The sequence below is a fragment of the uncultured Faecalibaculum sp. genome (assembly GCF_910588395.1).
Lineage (GTDB): Bacteria > Bacillota_I > Bacilli_A > Erysipelotrichales > Erysipelotrichaceae > Faecalibaculum.
The window spans coordinates 104,048-127,241 of the sequence record NZ_CAJUPA010000001.1 but is presented as its reverse complement, the minus strand read 5'-3'; the positions used below and the strand labels follow the sequence as shown (position 1 = coordinate 127,241).

The following is a 23,194-nucleotide window of genomic DNA, read 5'->3' as shown; positions in this document are numbered from 1 at the left end:
CGGAATCAAGGCGCTTTACGAAAAAGCATAAACAAAACCCCGGGGAAACCCGGGGGCGTTTTTTAATGCCTCACCATCCGAACATCTGCCTCAAATTAACGTCAGAGCAGGCAGATATAAAATTGGAGCATTTTTTGGAGTACTTTTTGGAAAGACGTTCGGTAATGATTATGACTGAAACTCAAATAATACAGCGAAAAACACTGATTTAACGTAAATGACAGTCTGATTAAGAACGAATAATAGTGAAATTAACCTCTGAGAATAACCGTTAAATTATACAGAGCTGCCTGCGGGAAAGCAATCGGCCCCTGGTTCTGCCCGTTTGAGATTCACATAGTCGTTTGCTATGATTACTGAAGTGAAAAGAGGTAGAGTATGCCCGAATTGAAGATCAAGGATCTCCACGTCAGCGTGGAGGATCAGGAAATATTGAAAGGTGTCGATCTGACGGTCCGCTCCGGCGAGCGTCATGCCCTGATGGGGCCCAACGGCAACGGCAAGTCCACACTGCTGGCCGCCATCATGGGCAACCCCAGATACACCGTCACGAAGGGATCCGTCACCCTGGATGGCCAGGACGTGCTGTCCATGCCGGTGGATGAACGCAGCCGGGCGGGTCTGTTTCTGGGAATGCAGTATCCCTCGGAAGTCCCCGGAGTCACCAACTCCGACTTCCTGCGCACGGCCATCAACGCCCGTCGGGAAACACCGATTTCCCTGTTCAAGTTCATCCGGGAAATGGACCGGGCCATTGAAGAGCTGCACATGAAGCCTGATCTGGCACACCGCTTTCTGAACGAAGGATTCTCAGGAGGCGAAAAGAAGCGCAACGAGATCGTCCAGATGATGCTTCTGAAACCCGGATTTGCCATGCTGGATGAAATCGACTCCGGTCTGGATGTGGATGCCCTGCGCATCGTGGCGGACGCCATCGAATCCTGCCAGAAGGAAACGGATCTGGGGCTGATCGTCGTGTCCCACTATGCCCGGTTCCTGGATTATCTGCGCCCCACCAATGCACACATTCTCGTGGATGGACGCATCGTCATGTCCGGTGGTCCGGAGCTGATTGAAAAAGTTGACCGGGAAGGCTACGACTGGATCGAGAAGGAAACCGGCGTCAAGGCTGCCAGGGAAGAAAAGACCCGGCCCATCAGTCTGGGAACCTGCGGCGCCAGAAAGGACAAGTGACATGGAGACACTGCTGACAGGCCGGTATGACCGCGTTCTGGACCAGCCCTCCGGGCGGCTGGAGCTCAGAGCCGAAGCAGGAAGCAGCGGTTCACTGCTTCTGAAAGCCGGCAGGCAGACAGCTGACCTGGACATATCCCTGAAATGCGAACCGGGCAGCCGGCTCAGTCTGCTCATTCTGAAAGAATCGGATCAGGATCTGGTTCTGACGCTGTCGGCGGATGTGCACCGGGATGCGGTGATGAAAGCCGGGCTGCTGGATCTGGAAGCGGGTTCCCTGCAGCTGACCGGGGAAATCCGGCTCAAGGAACCCGGGGCGCATGCGGATGTATACACAGGGGAACTGGTCAGCGCAGCGGGCAGAAAGAAAAACGCCCTGAATGTGGTGAGTGAATCTGCCCATACCGCCGGCCGCATGCACAACTTCGCTGTGCTGCAGAAAGCAGCGGACTATGAAATGGTGGCAGCCGGAAAAATCATCAAAGGAGCCTTCGGCAGCGAAAGCCACCAGGAAACCCGGGTGCTGACGCTGGATGAAGATCACAAAACCAAAGTGCTTCCCATCCTGTACATAGATGAAAACGATGTGAAGGCCAGTCATGCCATGACAGTGGGACAGCCGGATGCGGACCAGATGTACTATCTGGAAAGCCGCGGTCTTTCTCATCTGCAGGCCATGAGCCTGCTGTCCATCGGCTATTTCATGCCGGTGATTTCACTGGCAGGATCCGAAGACCTGCGAAACAGGCTGCGGACAGACCTGGAACGAAAGGCAGGATTATATGGACATCGAGAAGAATATTGAGAAGATCCGTGCGGATTTTCCGATCCTGAAACGGACCATGAGCAATTATCCGGTGGACTATCTGGACAACTGCGCCACCACACTGAAACCCCGCCAGATGATTGACACCGTGGTCAATTACTATACATATCTGGGGGCCAATGCCCATCGGGGAGACTATGAGATGAGTGCCCAGGTGGATTTCCACTATGAAGAGGCACGGAAGCGCACGGCGCAGTTCATTCACGCTGCCTCCGAGAAGGAGATCGTCTTCACCTCCGGCAGCACCGAGTCCCTGAACATTCTGGCCATGGCCATCACCAACCAGAAACTGCAGGAAGGCGACGTGGTGCTGTCAACGCAGTCCGAACATGCCTCCAGCGTGCTGCCCTGGCTGGAGGCCGGGGAAAGCAAGGGTGTGGAAGTCCGGTTCATCCCTCTGACGCCGGAAGGAAAAGTCACGGTGGAAAACTTCCTTTCCGTTCTGGATGAGAAAGTGAAGGTCGTGGCCATTGCCCAGGTCTCCAATGTGCTGGGCTACGAGGCGCCGGTGAAGGAAATCGCCCGGATCTGCCGGGAAAAGGGCATTCTGACCGTCATTGACGGTGCCCAGTCCGTGGCTCATCTGCCTGTGGATGTGCAGGACCTGGACATTGATTTCTTCGTGTTCTCCGCCCACAAGATGTGCGGTCCCACCGGCATCGGCGTGCTCTGGGGCAGATTCGCCCTGCTGGAGGAACTGACGCCGGTGTTCTTCGGCGGCGAGTCCAACGCGCGGTTCAACCGCTGCGGCAATCTCGTCCTGAAAAAGACGCCCTTCAAATACGAATCCGGCACACAGCCCATTGAAGGGGCCCTGGGCATGAAGGCGGCCATGGACTACATTGACACCATCGGCAAGGAGAATATCCACAAGTACGAGCTGGCGCTGAAGCACCACTTCCTGAAGCGGGCCGAAGCCGAACTGCCCCGGGTGAAGATCTACAACCCGGATGCGCAAAGCGGCATCATCACCTTCAACGTCTATGATGACGGAAAGCTGATCTTCCCGCAGGATGTGGCCAGCTTCCTGAACTCCCGGGGTATTGCCGTGCGCAGCGGTGAACACTGTGCCAAGCTGCTGGGAGAACACATCGATGTACCGGGAACGGTACGGGCCAGCGCCTATTTCTACAACACATTCGAAGACATTGACAGACTGGTGGATGCGCTGAAGGACTGCACCTTCACCAACTGTCTGGATATCTTTTTCTAGAAAGGAGCGAAGCAGTTGTCAGGCATCGATCCAAAATATCTCCGGGAGATCATCATGGACCACTATCAGTATCCCCGGAACAAAACGCTGAAGGATTCACAGGAGTATGACTCCAGGCATATGGCCAGCGAATCCTGCATTGACGACATCACCGTTCAGGCAAAAATCCGCAACGGCATCATTGAAGACGCTGATTTTGACGGCATCGCCTGCACGATTTCCACTGCCAGCACCGACATTCTCTGCGAGCTGGTCAAGGGCAAGTCCATTGAACAAGCCCGTGAAATCATCGACAACTACCGGAAGATGATCGATCAGAAACCCTATGACGAGGACATTCTGGAAGAAGCCGTGGCGTTCTCCACTGTGGGAAAGCAGGCCAACCGGATCAAGTGCGCCACCATCGGCTGGAACGCGATGTCCGAGATCCTGGACGATCAGGACCACAAAGGACAGGAGGTCGAAGCCCATGAGTGACCAGCAGCTGCCGTCCTCCGAATACGAATACGGATTCCACGACGAGGATGTGTCGGTCTACAACACCGGCAAGGGACTCACGGAGCAGACAATACGGGATATTTCGGCCATGAAGCACGAACCGGAGTGGATGCTGGATCTGCGCCTGAAGGCCTACCGCAAGTTCCGGGAACTGCCCAACCCCACATGGGGTCCGGATCTCAATGACATCGATTTCGATGAGTTCACCTACTACATCAAGCCTTCGGACAGACAGAGCAGCGACTGGGAGGATGTGCCGGAAACGATCCGGGATACCTTCGACAAGCTGGGCATCCCCGAGGCGGAGCAGAAGTTTCTCGCCGGGGTCTCCACCCAGTATGAATCCGAGGTGGTATACCACAACATGCTGGAGGAAGTGGAGGAAAAGGGCGTCATTTTCCTGGACACCGATTCCGCCCTCCGGGAGCACCCGGATCTGGTGAGGGAGTATTTCGGAAAACTCGTCTCCTATGCAGACAACAAGTACGCGGCGCTGAACACCGCTGTCTGGTCCGGGGGATCCTTCATCTATGTGCCCAAAGGGGTGAAGCTGGACAAGCCGTTGCAGTCCTATTTCCGGATCAACTCCATGAACATGGGACAGTTCGAGCGGACGCTCATCATCGTGGATGAAGGAGCGGATGTCCATTACGTGGAAGGCTGCACGGCGCCGATCTATTCCTCGGATTCCCTGCATGCGGCGGTGGTGGAAATCTATGTCCACAAACACGCCCGCTGCCGGTACTCCACCGTACAGAACTGGTCCGACAACATCATCAACCTGGTGACCAAGCGGGCCAAAGTGGATGCCTACGGTCACATGGAATGGATCGACGGCAATGTGGGATCGGGTATCAACATGAAGTATCCCGCCTGCATCCTGGCAGGTGAATACGCCAAAGGAACCACGATCTCCATCGCCGTGGGCAGCCGCGGGCAGTATCAGGATACCGGCGCCAAGATGATTCACAACGCCCCGCACACCTCCAGCAGCATCGTGTCCAAATCCGTGGCCCGCACCGGGGGCATTGTCAACTACCGGGGCTGGGTCGTGCATTCGAAGAACGCGGATTATGCCAAGAGCAAGGTGGAGTGCGATACCCTGATCCTGGACAAAGTGTCCAAATCAGATACCATCCCCCTGAACCGGCAGATGAATCCCACCAGCCAGATCGAACACGAAGCCACGGTCTCCAGCATCTCCGAAGAACAGCTTTTCTATCTCATGAGCCGCGGACTCACCAGATCCCAGGCCACGGAGATGATCGTCATGGGATTCCTGGAACCCTTCACCAGGGAACTGCCCATGGAATACGCCGTGGAGCTCAACCAGCTGCTGAAGCTGGACATGAGCGAAGCCATCGGCTGATGCAGCCGCATTCAGCCATCATGAGCAGGAGCGGCAGGGCGGACCTGTGACGGACCGCAGGGAAATGATCAGGCGCAGGCAGGCCATCACCCGCCGCGCCGAAAAGGAGCAGGCGCTGAAAGACAGGCTTGCTCCTTTTGTGAAGGGAAAAACCGTGGCGGCGTACCAGCCTGTCCGGGGCGAAGCTGCGGTATGGCAGCCAGGCTGGCTGCTGCCAGTCACCGATCCGGAAACAAAAACCATGCGCTTTGCCACAGGACCTCTGCGCTCCGGTGCCTGGGGCATTCCCGAACCGGATCCAGCCACAGCCGCATTCGTCAGCCCGGAGGACATTGACGTGATCCTCGTGCCCATGGTGGCCTTTTGCGGACTGCACCGGATGGGATACGGTCAGGGGTTCTATGACCGGTATCTGCGCCGGACAAAGGCGCTGAAAATCGGCATAGCCTTCGCCTGCCAGGAAACCCGGTTCGAACCTGCCCCCTGGGATGTGGACATGGATATGGTCATCACGGACACAGGGATATATCCGCCTGTTTATAATGAAACACGGGATCTGCCACAGCCGGCCTCTGCGCCGGAGTGCCAGCAGACCCCGACAGAAACGGGGAAATCATCATGAGCGTATACGAACATGCACAGGCTTTCTGGAAAGAGTTTGCCGCCAGACAGCCGGAAATCGAACAGGCTCTCATTCAGAAAGAATATCCGGATCTGCTTCACGCCCTGGAACCGCTCCAGGAAAGCGCCCGGGAACTGACCGGCTGCGGATTCTTTGTGGAAGACGCCGCGGATCAGTTCGAAATGACATTCGATCCGGGACCAAACAAAACCTCTCAGTATCTGGCCCGGTACTTCACGGAACTCTGCCCGGATGACATCCTGCGCAAGTGGATCGTCAATCCGGTCCTCATGCCACTCTCCCAGAAAGCCATCGAAGCCCAGGTGCAGATCAAAGACCACATCTACACCCTCATGGACTTCCATGTCTTCTACACCCTGGACCAGCAGTCCCAGACCTTCCAGTGCCAGGTCTACTGCCCGGGCTATTCTCTCATTGACAACGAAGAGAACAAACGGGAAATGTCCATGTATCTCATGGAACTGGCCATCGGCCAGACGCTGTATGAAGCCTATATCGGCAGTGTGACCTTCACCGATCAGCCCCCGAAGGAATCCCAGGCATTCTGCCCTCTGGCGGATTTCTACGAAGCCATCATGACGGTGGTGGAACGGGATCACTGGAAAACCTACCGCTCCCCCCTGGAAATCTATTCCGTGTATCAGCCCTTCCAGGACTTCGCCCATGACTCCCTGCGCCGGGACATGAAGATCATCTTCACCACACACCCTCTGCTGGCAGAGGAAACCCTGGGCAGCGGCAGCGATGTGCTCCTGGATCTGAAAGCCAAGGACGGGGAATACGGCTACATGTACTACGCCAACCCCTACAACGGCAAAGACGATGCCCTGCTGCGCCAGGAGATCTCCCGTCAGCTGGACAAAGCCATGAGCAGTCTTCACGCCGGTCAGGTCGTGGGCGGTGCCATGGGCAAGAGCTATTCCTATATTGACTGGATCGTCTATGACCGGTCGAAGTTTCTCAAAGCCTTCGAACAGCTGAAGAAACAGCTGGATGACAAAGTCGAACTGCATTATCAGGCATTCGGCATCGAAGAAGAACCCCGCGGCATGCAGGTGACACAGATCAGCGATCCGGATGCCGATGAGACAGAAAAAGACTGAGCAGACCACTCAGTCTTTTTCTGTCTGTGGCAGGGCGTCATGGGCGGGCAGAATAAAACCTGAAAGAAACAAAAAATAATATCTAGCTTGGCATTAGGAAATTTTTGAAATAATCAATGAAAAACCTATGCTAACCATTGAAATCGGTTACATAGTGGAGTAATATGCGATTAAATAAATGAAATATCTAAAGAAATTAGGAGATATATTTATGGTATTTAGAAAATATCTGATATGAACCTCTCATTCTATAATGCAAGGAGATAGAATCTTCGAACGTGGACGGCTGATGTTTGGGAGGTATATACTTCACGCTATCCATAACAATAAGGGGAAAATATGTTGTATAAAAAACTGACTACGGTGGTAGTTGCTGCTTCTTGCATGTTGCCATATACTCACTCGTATATTTTTGCAGAATCTATGGTAAATCCACCTAGTATTAATCAATCAATTGATACGAATACAGTTGAATTTGGAGATGGATATATTACTGAAGAAATTTATGTCAATTTAGGAGATCACACTGCGTTTGTGAAATATACTACGTATAGTGATGATTCAGCTAAAGTAGTTGTTGAAGAGAATGGGGTTATCTCTGAATTCACATGCAATGCTTCATATTCAAAACTGTTGGATAATCTGAAAAACTCAGGTGTTACTCCTCAAACTGGAAACCCTATTTTGAGGGGTAGAGTTGCAGGATATAATTACAGGTATATGAAAAGTGTGTCTCAGACAGAGTACTGCACCCCTCAGAACGCTACATATTCTGCGATTCTAGGAGCTGTATCAGCTGTTTTGGGTATTCAAGGACTCCCTGGATCTGTTGCTACAGGGGTTGCCTCTTTGATTTATGGCTCGATTTCTGCTCCTGTAGAAACTAAAATTGTAACGACTAGAAATTGGTATGAAATGACAGAAAAAGCATCTGGAGGATTTATCGGATATCATTGTGAATTTGTAGTTGGAACATATGTGAGAAACTCCTCTGGAGGCTGGAACTACTTAGGAGCCCAAACCGGAGAGTTTGATAGTTTTGATGTTTATTAAGTTAGATATAAGTAATATTGGATTTTCAGGGTAATATAGTGATTAAACCACTCGCCTTCCTTTTTCTTCAGATTCTACTGATTGTTCTTTGCCTAACGAAAAAGTGGTATATAACTTCACTTTGTATACTATATTTATATATTATAAAAATATATAGAGATAGGAAAGATGCGGAGTTTGTTGAAAAAAATGAATATTCAAAATGGTGCTTTTGCCTTATTGGTTTAATTCTGGTTATATTAGCTACTATTTCTCCCGATTGGTATCCTTATTCATTCGTTGTAAATTTTGGAATTATAGCTATAGGTATAATCATATGCTTTAGCACTAACAAATAGGTTAGACTATTTAAAGCCCTGATTCTAATTGTGATCAGGGCTATTATGTTTGCTAATTACCTTCTTGTTATATTTCATTCAACAAACAATCGTATCATTTAAAGTCACTAGGATATAATGAAAAGTGATATATATTAAATAAGCATATAGAATAAAAACTTATAATGTGTTCTTTCTATGCGAGGCTCAGTCTATTTCAGCCGCTTCAAGGCAGCCTGCAGCCGGGGATGGGCAAACGATGCGGGATCATCCAGCCACCGGGCCAGTACATCCGCATCCTTCAGATCTTCTGCCAGAGCGCCGTGCACCCGGTCCTTTTCGCTGTGGACCCGGACGGCGGCGGCAATTTCCGGCTTGTCCGGAAGGAGTTCTTCTGCCAGACGGGCGGAAGCCGCCGCATGCCGGGGACTGTTTTTCAGGAAGCGCCCGGTGTCATGCAGCAGGGCAGCGCTCCGTCTGTCCCAGAGATCCGTGTCTGTATCCAGAAGGGAAATCATGTCCACCACCCGCAGCGTATGCCGCAGGGCTTCCAGCCGCAGGGGCATGTACGGGATGCGGGCATAGCCGGTGAGGATCTTCTCCTCCAGAACTTCATACTGTGACTGGTTCATGCATTCATTATAGCCGGTACAGGCAGGAAAAAAGGATGGCTCTCCACCATCCTTTCAGCTTCAGGCTCCGGTCACAACAGTCACGGAACTTGCCTGGGGTCCTCTGTCGCGTTCCACCACATCATAGGTGACGGTCTGTCCCTCTTCCAGGGTCTTGTAACCGTCGGCGTTGATGGCGGAATAGTGGACAAAAATGTCTTTGCCATCGGTTCCGGTAATGAAACCATAGCCTTTTTCGGCATTGAACCATTTCACTTTTCCAGTGTTCATTGATTTTACCTCCCGATCACAGTATCACGGGAACAATTATGATAATTGCAGCAACGTCTGTAATCGTTTTAATTATAGATTGCGGTTTTATTAGTGTCAATGTGCCAAAAAAATCAATTCAGCTTATGTTCCAGTTGTTCATCTCGAAATAAGACAGGTTGGTTCAAAAACTGTAATGAGGCAGGAAATGCCTGATTTTCCTGCCTCGGCGCCAATCGGGAGTATAATGAAATGGAATGTAACTATATGGAGGAGAAACCATGTTTATCAAAGACGATGCCCTGCGGGATGCCCTGGCCCGCAATCTCCACTGCAAGCCGGATGAACTCACGCCCGAAAAATTGAGGAGCCTGATCCGGCTGGACATCTCCGATCTGGAAATCAAGTCTCTGGAGGGACTGCAGGAAGCGGAAAATCTGGAGTACCTCAACGCCTCCGGCAACAACCTGCACACCCTGGACCCCATCCGGGAGCTCTACAGTCTGGAGGAACTGGATGTTTCCAGCAACCAGCTCCGGGACATTCAGGCGCTGCATGGATACAGGCAGCTACGCAAGCTCAACATTTCCCGGAACAATCTCTACACCATGGATATTTCCAGTGTAGCCGGCATGCTGAACCTGGAGGTCCTGAATCTGAAAAAAGCGAAGGTGGATTCTCTGGAGTATCTGGAAAACTGCAAAAAGCTCCGGGAACTCAAGATCAACACCGAAAACGGACCCTTCAGCTACGCGGTGCTGGGAACCCTGCCAAAGCTGGTGAAGCTGGACATGTCCGGCATGCGGCGGTTCACCGTGGATGACCTGAATTACATCACCCACATTGAAGAACTGAACCTGGACACCAACCTGGTCAGCGACATTTCCCCGCTGCTGGTCATGAAGGATCTGCGCATTCTCAATGTCGCCAACAACCCGTATCTGACAGACTACAGCATCCTCAAGGAGTTCCCGAAGCTGGAATCCCTGAACATCGACTACAACCATCCGGCAGGATTTGAGTTCCTCCGGGAGCTGGACAACCTGAAAGCCATTTCCATGGAACAGGTGGGATTCCACAACATGCGGGATCTCAACGACATGAAAAATCTGGAAGTGCTGATTGTTTCGAAAAACGAGCTGCATCACACGGAGGATTTCCGGAATGTGGACAAACTGCGGATCATGAAAGCGGAATTCTGCCAGCTGACCAGTGTGGAATTCCTGAAGGATGCCAAAAACCTGGAAGTGCTGGATCTGTTCACCAACCGGATCCGCAGCATCGAGTGTCTGAAGGACTGCAAGAAAATGGTCAACCTGAACGTGGGCCGCAACCAGATTCAGAACATCGAATGTCTGCGGGACATGGACCAGCTGGCAATCCTGTCTCTGGAAAACAACAACGTCAAGGACCTGGAACCGCTGAAGGATCTGCACAACCTTTGCATCGTGGATCTCTACAACAACATCATCGAAGATCTGCGGCCCCTGGAAACCCTGCAGTTCATTTCCTACCTGCGGCTGGACCACAACGCCATCTCCGATCTGACACCGCTGGCCAAGCTCAAGTACCTGCGCTCCCTGACGCTGAAAGCCAACTACATCACGGATGTGACCCCGCTGAAGGATCTGAAGCTGCTCCAGGCCCTGCGGCTGGACGACAACCCCATCCTGGATACCTCCGTGCTGGAGAAAATGGAGTACTACGACAAGTTCACCGACTGACAGGACACGAAAGAAAATCCCCTTCAAAAGGGGATTTTCTTCATGTCCTCCTTTGTGCAAACACGGACTCCTGCCGGGAATGCCTGCCGGCAGATGAAACCTGTCAGCAGCACAGCAGATCCTGCCATCCCTTTCAGGACAGCGGAGATTCCAGGACTGCCGTGATAGAATAAAGGGTATGAAAATAGAAGAAACGATTGTCACAAGCCATATCGACCTGAAAAAGCTGCTCCGCCGGTCGATTCAGGTTTCGGCAGACCTGCTCACGGAAACCGCCCGGTACGGACAGAATGTGGCCCGGATCCTGCTGGAGACACCGGATACAGACAACAGACCGCTGAAACACGATTCGGCCGCCGTGACGGAAGAAGTCATTCTGGAGGATCAGACCGCTTCCGCCGGCAGCCAGCAGGAGGATCATGAAGCCGGAAAACCGCAGTCAGACTGACCGGACCGCTGTCGCCGGGCAGCCATCCCGGAACACCGGCCACAGCCAGCCTCCGGAGACGGAATCCTCGCCCTCCCAGCTGCGGCGCCTGGGACAGATTCTGCGGATCCTGAAAAATCACAAAGTCACCCGTGGCATAGATCCGGTGAAGTTCCGGGAAATCCTGGAGGATCTGGGGCCGACCTATGTGAAAATCGGTCAGATCATGGCCACCCGCCAGGACATCTTCTCCCGCCGCTATTGCCGAGAGCTGGAGAAACTCCGCTCGGATGTGAAACCCATGTCCTTTGATACCGTCAGGGCAGTTCTCACGGAAGCCTATGGACCGGACCTGAATCAGGTCTTTGAACGCATTGACGAAATACCCCTTGGCTCCGCATCCATTGCTCAGGTTCACAAAGCCTGGCTGAAGGACGGCACCATGGTGGTCATCAAAGTCCAGCGACCGGGCATCTATCAGGAAATGGAGGAGGATATCCGGCTGCTGCGGAAGGCCTCCGGCATCCTGAAACTCTCCGATGTGTTCTCCTCCGTGGTGGATGTGAATGTGGTGCTGGATGAATTCTGGGCCAGCGCGCAGCAGGAGATGGACTTCACCAATGAAGCCCGCAACGCCATCCGGTTCAGAAACGAGTACCAGGACTGTGCCTGGCTGGATGCACCCCGGGTCCATGAAGACCTGACCAGCCGGAAGGTCATGGTCATGGAATACATCTCCGGCTGCGAAATCGACGATGACGCCCGCCTCGACCGGGAAGGATACGACCGGCATGAGATCGCCGACCGGCTGGGGGTCAACTACCTGACCCAGATCACGGAGCATGGATTCTTTCATGCCGATCCCCATTCCGGCAACATCCGGGTGCGGGACGGCCAGATCGTGTACATAGACTTCGGCATGATGGGCACGCTCACCGACCGGGACCGCCGGCTCATGAAACAGGCCATCAAAGCCCTGGCCATGCGGGATACCATGAAGCTCACCGATACGATCCTGACCCTGGGCGTGGTCAGGCGCACCCCGGATTACGCCAGCCTGACACAGCGCATCGAAGAATATGTGAATCTGTACTGCGAATCCAGCCTGGAGGACATTGACCTGCCGGCCATGGTGCAGGATCTGTTTACCATCTGCCACGAATACGGCATCGCCCTGCCCAAGGGCATCAGCATGCTGGCCCGCAGTCTCATGACTTTTGAAGGAACCATTGAAGTTCTGGATCCCTCCACCAATGTGATGCAGATCATCAGCCGGCAGAAATCCAGCCTGCTGGCAGGAGACTGGGGACGGGAACTGCAGCACGTTCTCTCCCGGCTCTTGGCCGATGCCGGCCGGCTGCTGGAGATGCCTGTGCAGCTCTCGGATATTCTGTCCATGGTCCGCCGGGGACAGCTGAAAGTCAATCTGGATCTGCAGGGCGCGGATTCCACCATCGCGAATTTCGACCGGATGATCAACCGGATCATCGTCTGCCTGCTCATCGTGGCGCTGCTGATGTCCAGCAGCATCATCTGCACAACGAAGATGAAGCCGGAATTTCTCGGCATCCCGCTGCTGGGCTTTGCGGGATTCTTCATCGCCTTCTGCATGTCGCTGTGGCTGTTTGTGAAGATGCTGTTCCTGCATCAGAAAAACAAGCCGTTCTAGAAAGGAGACCGTCTTGAAACACAGAACACAGATCTATCTCGGGTCCCTGATCCTGGTGGCCCTCATGACCGGTCTGGACCAGTGGACCAAATGGGCGGTATCCGCCCACATGGTCCCGGGTCAGTCCATTGTCGTGATCCCCGGGTTCTTCGAACTCACCTATCTACAGAACACCGGCGCCGGCTTTTCCATCTTCGAAGGGTACGGCAAGCTGTTTTTCGCCATCCTGACCATCATTGCCATGGCGGTCATGATCTGGGCCTATCTGAAATCCCGCCGTGCGGGCCTGCAGATGTCTCTGGCTCTGATCTTTGCCGGCGCCCTGGGCAACTTCATCGACCGCATGGTGCTGGGATATGTGGTGGATTTCTTCCATTTTTATATCTTCGGCTGGAGCTTTCCGGTCTTCAACATCGCAGACATCTGCATCACCCTGGGATTCATCTTCCTGGTGATCGACATGCTGCGGGAAGAACATGATCAAAGAAAGGCAGTGAACGCATCATGACAGACATCCCCGAAACAAACCAGGTCACCGGCACTCAGGCCAGTCCGGAAACCGCCGAAACCCTGACTTTCACCCTGGAAGAAGGGCAGTCCGGCAGAGCGGACAAAGTATTGTGCACCCTTCTGGACATCTCCCGGAACCGCAGCCGGGAACTCATCGAACAGGGCCGCGTGCTGCTGCAGGATACCCCGGTGAAACCCAAAACCGACCTGAAACCCGGTCAGACCATCACCGTGCACATCCCTCCGGAACAGTCGCTGGATGTCCTGCCGGAAGACATGGACCTGGACATCGTGTATGAAGACAGCGACATCATTGTCATCAACAAGCCCTCCGGCCTGGTGGTGCACCCGGCTCCGGGTCACGTGACCGGCACCCTGGTCAACGGCCTGCTGGCCCACTGCACGGATCTCTCCGGCATCAACGGTGTGATGCGCCCGGGGATCGTTCACCGCATTGATAAGGACACCAGCGGCCTGCTGGTGGTGGCCAAAAACGATCTGGCGCACCAGTCACTGGCAGATCAGCTGGCGAAGAAAACCGCCCATCGGGAATACCGGGCCATCGTTCATCATCCGTTTCCGCACACCCACGGCACGATCAACGCGCCCATTGGCCGGGATGAAAAAGACCGCCAGTCCATGGCTGTCACAGCGAAGAACGCCAAACCCGCCGTCACTCATTTTGAAGTGCTGGAGAATTTCAAAAACTACGCCTATGTCCTCTGCCGCCTGGAAACCGGGCGCACCCATCAGATCCGCGTGCACATGAAGTACATTGGCCATCCCGTGGCAGGCGACCCGAAATACGGTCCCCGGAAAACCCTGGAAAGCCACGGCCAGCTCCTGCATGCCTCCGCCCTGGAACTGGATCACCCCCGCACCGGCAAACATATGCGGTTTGAAGCACCGCTGGAACCGGAATTCGCTGCCATTCTCCATGACCTGGAAACGGAGGTCATCCAATGAGACCCCTGGACTGGGATGAATACTTCATGGCCATGGCCCATCTGGCGGCCTTCCGCTCCAAAGACCCCAACACCAAAGTCGGCGCCTGCATCGTGAATCCCCAGAAACGGGTGGTGGGACTGGGCTACAACGGCTTTCCCTACGGCTGCAGCGACCGGGACTATCCCTGGCAGCGGGAAGGGCAGGTGCTGGAAACCAAATATCCCTACGTCGTTCACGCGGAACTGAATGCGATTCTCAACTCCACCAAAGTGCTGGACGGCTGCACGATCTACGTCTCCCTGTTTCCCTGCAATGAATGCGCAAAAGCCATCATTCAGTCCGGCATCCGGGAAGTGGTCTACGAACAGGACAAGTACGACGGCACCGAAGGCAACTGCGCCAGCAAGCGCATGTTCCGGGACGCAGGTGTCACCCTCCGGCGCATGGACCGGATCGTGGAAGTGGATGTGAAGATCCGCTCCCAGGTATAATCTCACGCGCTGCGGCGGCTTTCTTTTCGAAGCCGCCTTTTTTGCGCTGCCGATACGGGTCCTGTCAGGACCCTGGCTAGGGCCTGGACCGGGTTACCCCGGGTAGCAGCAGACTACCGGGGTTAAAACGGCCGATGATACCCGGGTTACCTGTCCATGACAGTCAAATTGAATGGTTTTTCGGAATAATACTGGAAACATTCCAGTAAAACTCCGGGAAAACGGAAGAAACAGCCGCCTTTCCGGCGATGAATCAGGCAGGCGGTTTACCCGGGAATTTGCTGTGCGAGGCCGTTGCATCCGGAAATGTCCTACTTCAGTCAACTCATTACGATGAGGCTGAAAGAGGTGGACATGATGCTGAAACGACTATGCAGCCTGATCGCTCTGGCGCCGCTGGCACTGGCAAGCTTTGCCGGTATGCCCGCCGAAGCCCGGGATTACCAGGAGCCGGAAGGTCCGGAACAGGAACTTTTTGCGGCACTGGCCGAGCCGGACCTGGATGCGGTTCTGGACTATGTGGACAGGGAAGATGACGCTGCCGCAATGGAAAAACAGACCGGCGAAGCTGAGAAGGATGACAGCAGGCCTGACGTGGAAAATGCAGGCAAAGACAAGAAGGAAGAGGATGACCGGACAGAACCGGCCGGCTGCACCCAAAACGGTGCGCAGGAATCCGGGTCGCCGGTCCGCAGCCATGGAATCGATGTATCCGGTGTAGGACCGGAATGGAAGTTTGCCCTGACGCCGTCATTCCTGGATCAGATCCGCGCCGGCTCCGGCTATCTGTATTACAGCGGCAGTGAAGCGGATGCGGACTGGGCGCTGGGAGAAGTCGTCTATGACTACTGTGGTCTGAATGACGGCGGGTATTACTACAACGGATCCGATGAGAGCGGCACGTATCTGGAGCTGACACCGGAGTCTGCTGCCCAGCTGCAGAATGCTGTGGCTGTGGCTGACAGCGCCTGGGGTGGATACCGGCAGGGAGTGGCCAATGCACTGGCTTCCATCAACCTGAATGTCAGCGACGAGACCCTGGTGCAGGAAATCGATGCCTGGCTGTGCCGCAACTGCACCTATGTGCTGGTGGACAATGCCTACATGCCGTATTTCACGTCCACAGGACAGGGGCAGTGCTATCAGTATGCGAAGATGTTTGCGGATATGTGCAACAGTGCGGGGATTCCTGCCTGGAAGGTGGAAGGCGGCAACCACGCCTGGGCTGAATACCAGATTGGTTCACAGGTGTATTCCATTGATCCCACCAGCGATGACCTGAATGGTCTCTACGGCTGACAGAGAACAGAAATACAGACGAAAAAAACCGCTTCGGCGGTTTTTTTTCAGCGGGAGATCTTCTCTGTGTTTCTGAAATGCAGCTTGGCCACTTTTCCCAGCTCTTCCCTGCTGTGCGTTTCCAGAAACAGCCGGCCGCATTTGTCCACAGCCGGTCCCGCTCCCTTCTGAAAGTGCATTTGCCAGCGGTCTTCCATATCGTCCCAGTACTTCAGGAAGGCTTCCCGGGCCAGCACGGAAGCGGCTGCCACGGCCAGATACCGGGATTCCGCCTTGGTCTCAAAGCGCAGCGGGCGGACGGCATCAGGTCCGGCGTATTTGTAGTAGGACTTTTCCTGCACAAACTGGTCCACCACGCTGACCTCCGGCAGCCTTCCGGCTTTCTTCACCAGATGCTTCCAGGCCTGATCGTGCAGTCTTGCCTTCATATCCACGATGTTGTGGTGCAGATGCACCTCATTGTATTTCTCCGGGGACACCACCAGGATCGAGTGGGGACAGAGCCTGCGGATCACAGGTCCGGCCTTCCGAATGGCGGCATCTGTCATTTTCTTGGAGTCCGTGATCTCCATTTTCTGCAGCTGACCGGCTGCTTCTTCACTGACCAGACAGGCAGCCACGGTCATGGGACCGAAATAATCTCCGGTGCCCACTTCATCCGAGCCCGCCTGTGGGAAGGTGTCCGCCGCTGTTCTGCTTCGGGTGTCTTCAGACCGGGTTTCCGCCGGACTGGCTTCTTCCAGCCAGCTGGTTTCCTGGCCCTGAAACACCACCTTGCCCGAGGTATAGGCTGTGATGGTGGTCTCCGGCAGTTTCAGTTGCCACCAGGTGTACTGGGGATGCGTTTCCCGCTGTGCCTGAGAACGGATCCGCTGATACAGCGCATCGATCTGCGCCTTGTCGTATTTCTTTACCACTGTACTCATGGAGCCATCATACCATCTGCAGGGCTGTTGTCATGAATGGTATAATAGTCCGGGTCAGGAGGATGCAGCATGAGAAATGACAACAGTTTTCGACAGGAGCTGGACCAGGCTCTGGATCTGGGAGATGTCCTGTCACAAATCGCCGGGTATGCATCCTTCAGCGGATCTGCCCGGCGGATCCGGGAATCGCTGCCGGTCACGGACCGGCTGTTTGTGCGCGGGCAGCTGGATCTGGCCAGGGAAGCCCGCGATTTTGCGCAGAACGGACAGTCTGCTTCTCTGGCGGGGATCACGGATATCCGGGAACTGCTGCAGATGGCGGAAAAAGGACAGGTTCTCACCACCCAGGAGCTGCTGGAAATCTACCTGTTCCTGCGGGCAGCAGCCATGCTGGCAGACAGCTTTGACCAGGAGCTGTATTCCGGCCTGGCGGAACTGGCAGATTCGCTGGTGACGGACAGCCGGCTGGAAAGCGCCATTGCCCAGGCTGTGGGCATGGACGGGACACTGAAAAGCGATGCCAGTCCGGCTCTGGTCAGGCTGAACCGGGAATTGGCGCAGGCAAAATCCGCCCTGGCTGCCAGGGGACGGGAATTTGTGAAGAAAAACAGCAGCGCCCTGATGGAAACCATGACCACCTCCATTGCCGGACGGCTGTGCGTTCTGGTCAAGGCGCAGGACAAGTACCGGTTCGGGGGGATGATCCATGGCTCCAGCCAGTCCGGTCAGGCGTTTTATGTGGAACCTTCGGCATTTGTGGAAGCCAACTCTCACATTCAGTCGCTGCAGGCGGAAATCGAAGAGGAGAAGCACCGGATCTGCCGGGAACTTTCCCGGCGGGTGGGTGCAGCCGCCTTCACGCTGGAGAGCGACTTTGAGACGGTGACGGAGATCGATACGGCGCTGGCCAAAGGGCGGTGGGTCATCAGCGTGGATGGCTCCATTCCTTCGCTGCAGGACCGGGATCTGTCTCTGCGTCTGATCCATGCAGCCCATCCGCTGCTGGACCGGGAAAAGGCAGTGGCCAATGACTACCGGCTGAAGACAGGTCAGCAGGTGCTGATGATTTCCGGACCGAACATGGGCGGGAAAACCGTGACACTGAAAACCGTGGGGCTGTGCGCTGTACTGGCACAGTCCGGTTTTCCGGTCCCGGCACACGAAGCCCTGCTTCCCTGGTATGAAGACATGTGGTTCGACATTGGCGACAATCAGTCCATTTCGGAAAATCTCTCCACGTTCTCCAGTCACATGACCCGGATCTCCAGCCTGGTCAATGGAGCAGGCAAGGGCACATTTGCCCTGCTGGATGAAGTGGGGAACGGAACCGACCCCCTGGAAGGAGCCAGTCTGGCGGTGGCCGTTCTGGAAAATCTCATTCAGTCCGGTGCCACGGTGCTGACATCCACGCACTATTCCCAGGTCAAGTCCTGGGGGAAAGCAGATCCGGCGGTGCTGGTCTCCAGCATGGAATTTGACGCGCAGAGTCTGAAGCCCACCTACCGGTATGTGGAGGATGTTTCCGGTGCCAGTTATGCCTTTGACATCGCCGCACGCTGCGGTTTGAAACCAGAGGTCATCGAACGGGCCCGCCAGCGCAAGGAGCTGGAAGCCAGTCAGGTGGAACGGGAGCTGGAGAATCTGGAGCGGCTGCAGGAAACCGTCCGGAAAAAGGAAGAACGGTTCGGAGCGCTGATCGAAGACGCCCACCGGCTGCAGAAGGAAGCAGATCAGGAAAAAGCCAAAGCGCAGAAGGAACGCAGCCGCCTCCGGGAAGACTATGCTGCCAGTCTCGATGCGATGCTGGAGGAAAAACGCACCGAGGCGGAACGGATCATTCAGGATCTCAAAGGCAAGGAGAAACTCCATGAACTGGTGGCCGACCGGACCAGGCTCAACAGCCTGCAGGAAGATGAGATGCTGCTGGAGCCGGCTCCTTCTCCGGCAGCGAAGAACCATGTATTCAAAGTCGGCGACTATGTCCGGCTGACCGGCCTGAACACCCATGGGGAAATTCTGGACATCCGGCGAAAGGAAGCCACGGTACTGGCCAACGGCATCAAAACCAGAGTGAAACTCTCGGCTCTGGAGCCCATGGCCCGTCCGGTGATCACAAAACCCGCCCGGACTCACCGGGTGGATTCGGTGGCCAGCCGGTTTCCTTCGGAGCTGAATCTCATCGGCATGCATGTGGAAGAAGGACTGCAGGCACTGGACCGCTATCTGGATCAGGCTGTGGTGCATCATGCCAGCGTGGTGCGGATCATTCACGGCATGGGAACCGGCAAGCTGCGGGCTGCCGTGTGGAAAGATCTGTCCAGACGGAACACCATCAAAAAATACGAAGCTGCCGGACCTTCGGAAGGAGGCCTGGGGGCCACGATCGTAACGCTGCGATAATACCGGGAGCTGATGCCCCGGCACAGAACCGCAGGTTCGCCTCGGCAGAGGAATCTGAACAGGCAGGAAGAAAGGAGGAAAGTGCATGATCACGGAACATCTTCAGCACAAGCTGTCGCTGCTGCCGGACAAACCCGGGTGCTACATCATGAAAGACGAAGCCGGATCGATTCTGTATGTGGGAAAGGCCAAGGTGCTGAAAAACCGCGTGAGGTCGTATTTTCACGGTGCCCACGATTTGAAGACCACACGGCTGGTTTCCCATATCCGGGATTTTGAATTCATTGTCACGGATTCGGAGAAGGAAGCGCTGCTGCTGGAGATCAACCTGATCAAGTTGCACCGGCCTCCTTACAACATCATGTTCATGGATGACAAGAGTTATCCCTATATCGAGGTGACGGGCACCAATCCCGTGGCGGTGCGGCGGACAAGACGGCTGACGAACAGGACAAGCCAGTATTTCGGGCCGTATCCCAACTCTTCCAGCGCAATGGAAATTGTCCGGCTGATCAACCGGATTTTTCCCATCCGCAAGTGCCGCACACTGCCGAAGCAGGTGTGTCTGTACTATCACATGCATCAGTGTCTGGGTCCGTGTGTAAAGAAGATCCCGGATGAGGAGGATGCGGCGGTGAGACGGCAGATCATCCGGTTTCTGAAAGGCGATGCGGCAGATATCCTGCAGGATCTCCAGCGGCGGCGGGATGCCTTTTCCATGGATCTGCAGTTCGAGCGGGCGGCACAGGTGCAGACGCAGATCGAGTCGCTGCAGCACGTGATGGAGAAACAGACGATCGATTTCGCGGACCGGACAGACCGGGATGTGTTCGGCTGGTATGAGGACAAGGGGTATCTGAGCATTTACGGGCTGATTCTCCGGGAGGGAAAGCTGCTGGAGCGGACACTGAGTGTATCACCGGTGTACGGGGATTCCCAGGAGGAATTCGAGTCGTTCATCCTGCAGTATTACCAGCACAATATTGTGCCCCGTGAGATTCTGGTGCCGCAGCATACCGATGTCCAGGGGCTGCAGGAGACGCTGGGTGCAAAGACCCATGTGCGGATACCGCTGCGTGGGGACAAAAAGAAGCTGGCGGATATGGCGGCGGAGAATGCCCGGACGGCGCATGAGCAGAAGTTTCAGCTGGCGTACAAAAAGGACAAGGAGCTGGCGGAAGCCAACAGCGGTCTGTCCCGGGTGTTCGGCAAGCCGGTGCATACGGTGGAGCTGTTTGACAACTCGCATCTGCAGGGTTCGGAGAATGTCTCGGGTCTGGTGGTGTTCCGGGATGGGACGCCGGACAAGAGCCAGTACCGGCACTACAAGCTGGATACCTACCGGTCGGATCTGGATTCCATGAAGGAAGTGCTGTACCGGCGGTATTTCCGGCTGCTGCAGCAGGAGAAGGCGATGCCGGATCTGCTGCTGGTGGACGGCGGGCTGCTGCAGGTGCAGGCGGCTGTCCAGATCCGGCAGGAGCTGGGGATCAATCTGACGATCGGCGGTCTGGTGAAGGATGACCGTCATTCCACGCGGGGTCTGCTGCTGGAGGACGGAACGGAGGTGCCTCTGGACCGGAAGGAACCGCTGTTTTTCCTCCTGACGAGAATGCAGGATGAAGTGCACCGGTTTGCAATCTCCTATCACCGCTCACGGCGGACGAAGGCCATGACCCGGAGTGTTCTGGATGAGGTGCCGGGGATTGGACCGGCGAGAAAGCAGGAGCTGCAGAAGCGGTTCAAGAGCATGAAGCGGATGAAGGCCGCAAGTCTGGAAGAGCTGGAGGAAGTGCTGCCCCGGGATGTGGCCAGACGGCTGATGGAGAAATTCGCCGGGATGGCGGAAGGGGAGGCAGGCAGTTCCGGAAACCGGCCGGCGGATGTCCGGGTGGAGGATGCGGCCGGCGATATGGAAGCGGAACTGGCGGCGCTGGCGGATGAGCTGGCCCTGCTGGATGCACAGGATGCTCCGTATGCGGCCTCCGATGGCGACGGAGAGGCTGACGCTGATGACGCGGATGCGTCGCAGGCGGTTCCGGCCAAGGATGCAGGAAGGAAGAGCCCGGCGGATGCTGGTATGGTAGAATGAAGAAATGAAAGTGGATAAAAAAGTTCTGGGCTGGCGCTGGGCACTGATCGCAGTGTGCGCCGGAGCCGCCGGGATCTGCCTGTATACGGTGAACCGGGGATATGATCCGCTGGCCAGGTATCCTTATGCGGATGAAACCCAGCGGGAGACGATCCTGGCCTACATGGATCAGGAGGATATCGACTATCTGATCAACCAGCAGCTGCAGCCGTCTGTGTTTATGGAGTTTCTGACGCTGCCGGAATTCGATGTACACAATACGCTCTGGTACCGTCAGGCGATGGATGCCCAGACGGAGGATCCGGAAGTGGTGGTGCATTTCATCAACCGGTACCGGGATGTGCTGCCGCTGAACGATCTGGAAACGCTCCTGAAGCATTATTCCTACGGACAGCTGACAGACTGGTATGAACAGGCGCCGGAGAATGTGACGCTGATCCCGGATCCCACGCAGATGCTGGCGATGCCCGGGCTTCATGACAGCGTGTGGACCTACATTCCTTCCAATCTGGTCCGGCAGGGAAGTGTGTATCTGCAGCCGGAGGCACAGCAGGCTCTGAGCAGGCTCCTGGAGGAATATGAACGGGTCATGGATGATGATTCCCTGGAGGCCGAGACCGGATACCTGCGGTTTGATGAAGCACAGTCACTGTTTCTGGACACGGAGAATGATCTGCTGGTGTACCCGGCAGGACAGAACGAGCAGCAGCTGGGCTGGACGGTGGGCCTGAGTGGTCACGGGTCATGGCTGAAGGCGCTGGATGAGAAACTGGATCTGACCGGTGATGACAGAAAGACTGCTGACGTGATCCGGGAGGTGTATGAAGCACTGACGGATGAAGAGAAAGAGCGCATCGAGTGGCTGCAGGACAATGCCTGGCGGTACGGGTTTGTGATCCGCTGGCCCCAGGGCCAGGAGAACAGCACCGGCCATGTCTGGCAGCCGTACCTGCTTCGTTATGTGGGAATGGACAAAGCCCGGTCCATGCATGAGTCCGGGCAGACACTGGAGGAGAGTCAATGAAAATCGTGGCAGCCAGCGACAGTCACGCCCGGAGTATCCTGAAGGATATTGTGAGATGGGAACCGGAGGCGGATCTGTATCTGCACTGCGGGGATCTGGAGGATGATCCCCGGGCGTATCCCGAGTGGCTGTTTGTAAAAGGCAACAACGACTGGATGTACACCACATCGATGCCCCTGACCCGGGTGATTCCATTTCAGGGCCTGCGCATTTTCCTGTGTCACGGACATACCTTTCCCTTTTCCGACCGGCAGCAGGCCATTGCCCGGCAGGCGCAGGAAGAAGGCTGTCATCTGGCGCTGTATGGCCACACCCATGTGCATGATGACCGGCAGACAGGGCCGGTACGGGTGGTGAATCCGGGTTCCTGCTGGATGAGCCGGGATGGCCGGCCGGCCAGCTATGCGGTGATCACAGCAGATGAAACCGGAATCCAGGATGTGACGTTCAAGTATGAAGACACGTGGCCGGTCCCGGAAAAAAAGAAAAAAAGCCGCTGGCTGAAGTGGTGAGGCGGCTGAAGAGACTGCAGCGGGATGATGTTCTGCTGCTTTTTGCGTGGGCAGGCGGAAAGAGGGGGATCAGCC

Annotated in this window: 23 protein-coding genes; 20 read left to right on the top strand and 3 right to left on the bottom strand. The window is 55.3% G+C overall.

From position 1 onward, the window contains the following. The 9 genes from QZ305_RS00615 to QZ305_RS00575 all read left to right on the top strand — a co-directional run. On the top strand, positions 1-212 hold a 212-nt coding region (locus QZ305_RS00615; RefSeq protein WP_294729557.1), incomplete at its 5' end, for a hypothetical protein. 166 nt (positions 213-378) lie between these two features. Then, positions 379-1,194 (top strand): Fe-S cluster assembly ATPase SufC, encoded by an 816-nt coding sequence (gene sufC, locus QZ305_RS00610; RefSeq protein ID WP_294729556.1) that lies wholly within the window; start codon positions 379-381, stop codon positions 1,192-1,194. A gap of 1 nt (position 1,195) precedes the next feature. Continuing rightward, positions 1,196-1,999 carry a SufD family Fe-S cluster assembly protein gene (locus QZ305_RS00605; protein WP_294729555.1) on the top strand — a complete coding sequence of 268 codons (804 nt, stop codon included), beginning with the start codon at positions 1,196-1,198 and terminating at the stop codon, positions 1,997-1,999. Continuing rightward, the gene (locus QZ305_RS00600) at positions 1,977-3,233 is read left to right on the top strand and encodes an aminotransferase class V-fold PLP-dependent enzyme (RefSeq protein WP_294729554.1); all 1,257 of its coding nucleotides are present in this window, start codon (positions 1,977-1,979) and stop codon (positions 3,231-3,233) included. Before QZ305_RS00605 ends, QZ305_RS00600 begins: the two co-directional genes overlap by 23 nt. A 15-nt stretch (positions 3,234-3,248) precedes the next feature. Continuing rightward, complete coding sequence (sufU, locus tag QZ305_RS00595; protein ID WP_294729553.1) at positions 3,249-3,710, top strand: Fe-S cluster assembly sulfur transfer protein SufU; 462 nt, start codon at positions 3,249-3,251, stop codon at positions 3,708-3,710. Beyond that, positions 3,703-5,100, top strand: coding sequence for a Fe-S cluster assembly protein SufB (sufB, locus tag QZ305_RS00590; protein ID WP_294729552.1), 1,398 nt, complete (start codon positions 3,703-3,705; stop codon positions 5,098-5,100). The genes sufU and sufB overlap by 8 nt, the downstream gene beginning before the upstream one ends. A gap of 64 nt (positions 5,101-5,164) precedes the next feature. Next, positions 5,165-5,722, top strand: a complete 558-nt coding sequence (locus QZ305_RS00585; protein WP_294729551.1) for a 5-formyltetrahydrofolate cyclo-ligase — start codon at positions 5,165-5,167, stop codon at positions 5,720-5,722. Further along, a complete protein-coding gene (locus tag QZ305_RS00580) occupies positions 5,719-6,846 on the top strand; it encodes a hypothetical protein (protein ID WP_294729550.1) in 1,128 nt (375 codons plus the stop codon). The genes QZ305_RS00585 and QZ305_RS00580 overlap by 4 nt, the downstream gene beginning before the upstream one ends. Before the next feature lie 339 nt (positions 6,847-7,185). After that, positions 7,186-7,899 carry a hypothetical protein gene (locus tag QZ305_RS00575; protein WP_294729549.1) on the top strand — a complete coding sequence of 238 codons (714 nt, stop codon included), beginning with the start codon at positions 7,186-7,188 and terminating at the stop codon, positions 7,897-7,899. Positions 7,900-8,428: 529 nt separating this feature from the next. Here the strand turns inward: QZ305_RS00575 and QZ305_RS00570 are convergent. Together QZ305_RS00570 and QZ305_RS00565 are read right to left on the bottom strand one after the other, a co-directional pair. Further along, entirely contained in the window at positions 8,429-8,848 is a 420-nt protein-coding gene (locus QZ305_RS00570; protein ID WP_294729548.1) for an HD domain-containing protein, read from the bottom strand. 60 nt (positions 8,849-8,908) lie between these two features. Then, positions 8,909-9,118, bottom strand: a complete 210-nt coding sequence (locus QZ305_RS00565; protein WP_294729547.1) for a cold-shock protein — start codon at positions 9,116-9,118, stop codon at positions 8,909-8,911. 260 nt (positions 9,119-9,378) lie between these two features. Here QZ305_RS00565 and QZ305_RS00560 point away from each other — a divergent pair, with 260 nt between their 5' ends. The 7 genes from QZ305_RS00560 (at position 9,379) to QZ305_RS00530 (ending at position 16,165) form a co-directional block, all read left to right on the top strand. After that, positions 9,379-10,821, top strand: coding sequence for a leucine-rich repeat domain-containing protein (locus QZ305_RS00560; RefSeq protein WP_294729546.1), 1,443 nt, complete (start codon positions 9,379-9,381; stop codon positions 10,819-10,821). A gap of 178 nt (positions 10,822-10,999) precedes the next feature. Next, on the top strand, positions 11,000-11,269 hold the full coding sequence (locus QZ305_RS00555) for a hypothetical protein (protein WP_294729545.1): 270 nt from the start codon (positions 11,000-11,002) through the stop codon (positions 11,267-11,269). Then, complete coding sequence (locus QZ305_RS00550) at positions 11,241-12,917, top strand: AarF/ABC1/UbiB kinase family protein (RefSeq protein ID WP_294729544.1); 1,677 nt, start codon at positions 11,241-11,243, stop codon at positions 12,915-12,917. The genes QZ305_RS00555 and QZ305_RS00550 overlap by 29 nt, the downstream gene beginning before the upstream one ends. Before the next feature lie 13 nt (positions 12,918-12,930). Then, positions 12,931-13,425 (top strand): signal peptidase II, encoded by a 495-nt coding sequence (gene lspA / locus QZ305_RS00545; protein ID WP_294729543.1) that lies wholly within the window; start codon positions 12,931-12,933, stop codon positions 13,423-13,425. After that, positions 13,422-14,393 (top strand): RluA family pseudouridine synthase, encoded by a 972-nt coding sequence (locus QZ305_RS00540; protein WP_294729542.1) that lies wholly within the window; start codon positions 13,422-13,424, stop codon positions 14,391-14,393. Before lspA ends, QZ305_RS00540 begins: the two co-directional genes overlap by 4 nt. Then, positions 14,390-14,866: a dCMP deaminase family protein gene (locus QZ305_RS00535; RefSeq protein WP_294729541.1), complete on the top strand. Its 477-nt coding sequence runs from the start codon at positions 14,390-14,392 to the stop codon at positions 14,864-14,866. The genes QZ305_RS00540 and QZ305_RS00535 overlap by 4 nt, the downstream gene beginning before the upstream one ends. 333 nt (positions 14,867-15,199) lie before the next feature. Then, positions 15,200-16,165, top strand: a complete 966-nt coding sequence (locus tag QZ305_RS00530) for a transglutaminase-like domain-containing protein (RefSeq protein ID WP_294729540.1) — start codon at positions 15,200-15,202, stop codon at positions 16,163-16,165. Positions 16,166-16,212: 47 nt separating this feature from the next. On the opposite strand, the gene rnhC is transcribed toward QZ305_RS00530, so the two are convergent. Then, on the bottom strand, positions 16,213-17,091 hold the full coding sequence (gene rnhC / locus QZ305_RS00525) for a ribonuclease HIII (protein ID WP_294729539.1): 879 nt from the start codon (positions 17,089-17,091) through the stop codon (positions 16,213-16,215). A gap of 69 nt (positions 17,092-17,160) precedes the next feature. Between rnhC and QZ305_RS00520 the strand changes: the two genes are divergently transcribed. The 4 genes from QZ305_RS00520 to QZ305_RS00505 all read left to right on the top strand — a co-directional run bounded on the left by QZ305_RS00520 (position 17,161) and on the right by QZ305_RS00505 (position 23,119). Then, entirely contained in the window at positions 17,161-19,491 is a 2,331-nt protein-coding gene (locus QZ305_RS00520; RefSeq protein WP_294729538.1) for an endonuclease MutS2, read from the top strand. A gap of 85 nt (positions 19,492-19,576) precedes the next feature. Next, positions 19,577-21,583: an excinuclease ABC subunit UvrC gene (gene uvrC, locus QZ305_RS00515; protein WP_294729537.1), complete on the top strand. Its 2,007-nt coding sequence runs from the start codon at positions 19,577-19,579 to the stop codon at positions 21,581-21,583. A gap of 4 nt (positions 21,584-21,587) precedes the next feature. Further along, the gene (locus QZ305_RS00510; protein ID WP_294729536.1) at positions 21,588-22,607 is read left to right on the top strand and encodes a D-alanyl-D-alanine carboxypeptidase family protein; all 1,020 of its coding nucleotides are present in this window, start codon (positions 21,588-21,590) and stop codon (positions 22,605-22,607) included. Continuing rightward, a complete protein-coding gene (locus QZ305_RS00505; RefSeq protein WP_294729535.1) occupies positions 22,604-23,119 on the top strand; it encodes a metallophosphoesterase in 516 nt (171 codons plus the stop codon). Before QZ305_RS00510 ends, QZ305_RS00505 begins: the two co-directional genes overlap by 4 nt. Positions 23,120-23,194 lie beyond the last annotated feature (75 nt).

Coding starts and splice junctions, on each gene's coding strand:
- sufC (WP_294729556.1), top strand. CDS start 379: ATGCCCGAATTGAAGATCAAGGATCTCCACGTCAGCGTGGAGGATCAG.
- QZ305_RS00605 (WP_294729555.1), top strand. CDS start 1,196: ATGGAGACACTGCTGACAGGCCGGTATGACCGCGTTCTGGACCAGCCC.
- QZ305_RS00600 (WP_294729554.1), top strand. CDS start 1,977: ATGGACATCGAGAAGAATATTGAGAAGATCCGTGCGGATTTTCCGATC.
- sufB (WP_294729552.1), top strand. CDS start 3,703: ATGAGTGACCAGCAGCTGCCGTCCTCCGAATACGAATACGGATTCCAC.
- QZ305_RS00585 (WP_294729551.1), top strand. CDS start 5,165: ATGATCAGGCGCAGGCAGGCCATCACCCGCCGCGCCGAAAAGGAGCAG.
- QZ305_RS00580 (WP_294729550.1), top strand. CDS start 5,719: ATGAGCGTATACGAACATGCACAGGCTTTCTGGAAAGAGTTTGCCGCC.
- QZ305_RS00575 (WP_294729549.1), top strand. CDS start 7,186: ATGTTGTATAAAAAACTGACTACGGTGGTAGTTGCTGCTTCTTGCATG.
- QZ305_RS00570 (WP_294729548.1), bottom strand. CDS start 8,848: ATGAACCAGTCACAGTATGAAGTTCTGGAGGAGAAGATCCTCACCGGC.
- QZ305_RS00565 (WP_294729547.1), bottom strand. CDS start 9,118: ATGAACACTGGAAAAGTGAAATGGTTCAATGCCGAAAAAGGCTATGGT.
- QZ305_RS00560 (WP_294729546.1), top strand. CDS start 9,379: ATGTTTATCAAAGACGATGCCCTGCGGGATGCCCTGGCCCGCAATCTC.
- QZ305_RS00555 (WP_294729545.1), top strand. CDS start 11,000: ATGAAAATAGAAGAAACGATTGTCACAAGCCATATCGACCTGAAAAAG.
- QZ305_RS00550 (WP_294729544.1), top strand. CDS start 11,241: ATGAAGCCGGAAAACCGCAGTCAGACTGACCGGACCGCTGTCGCCGGG.
- QZ305_RS00540 (WP_294729542.1), top strand. CDS start 13,422: ATGACAGACATCCCCGAAACAAACCAGGTCACCGGCACTCAGGCCAGT.
- QZ305_RS00535 (WP_294729541.1), top strand. CDS start 14,390: ATGAGACCCCTGGACTGGGATGAATACTTCATGGCCATGGCCCATCTG.
- QZ305_RS00530 (WP_294729540.1), top strand. CDS start 15,200: ATGAGGCTGAAAGAGGTGGACATGATGCTGAAACGACTATGCAGCCTG.
- rnhC (WP_294729539.1), bottom strand. CDS start 17,091: ATGAGTACAGTGGTAAAGAAATACGACAAGGCGCAGATCGATGCGCTG.
- QZ305_RS00520 (WP_294729538.1), top strand. CDS start 17,161: ATGAGAAATGACAACAGTTTTCGACAGGAGCTGGACCAGGCTCTGGAT.
- uvrC (WP_294729537.1), top strand. CDS start 19,577: ATGATCACGGAACATCTTCAGCACAAGCTGTCGCTGCTGCCGGACAAA.
- QZ305_RS00510 (WP_294729536.1), top strand. CDS start 21,588: ATGAAAGTGGATAAAAAAGTTCTGGGCTGGCGCTGGGCACTGATCGCA.
- QZ305_RS00505 (WP_294729535.1), top strand. CDS start 22,604: ATGAAAATCGTGGCAGCCAGCGACAGTCACGCCCGGAGTATCCTGAAG.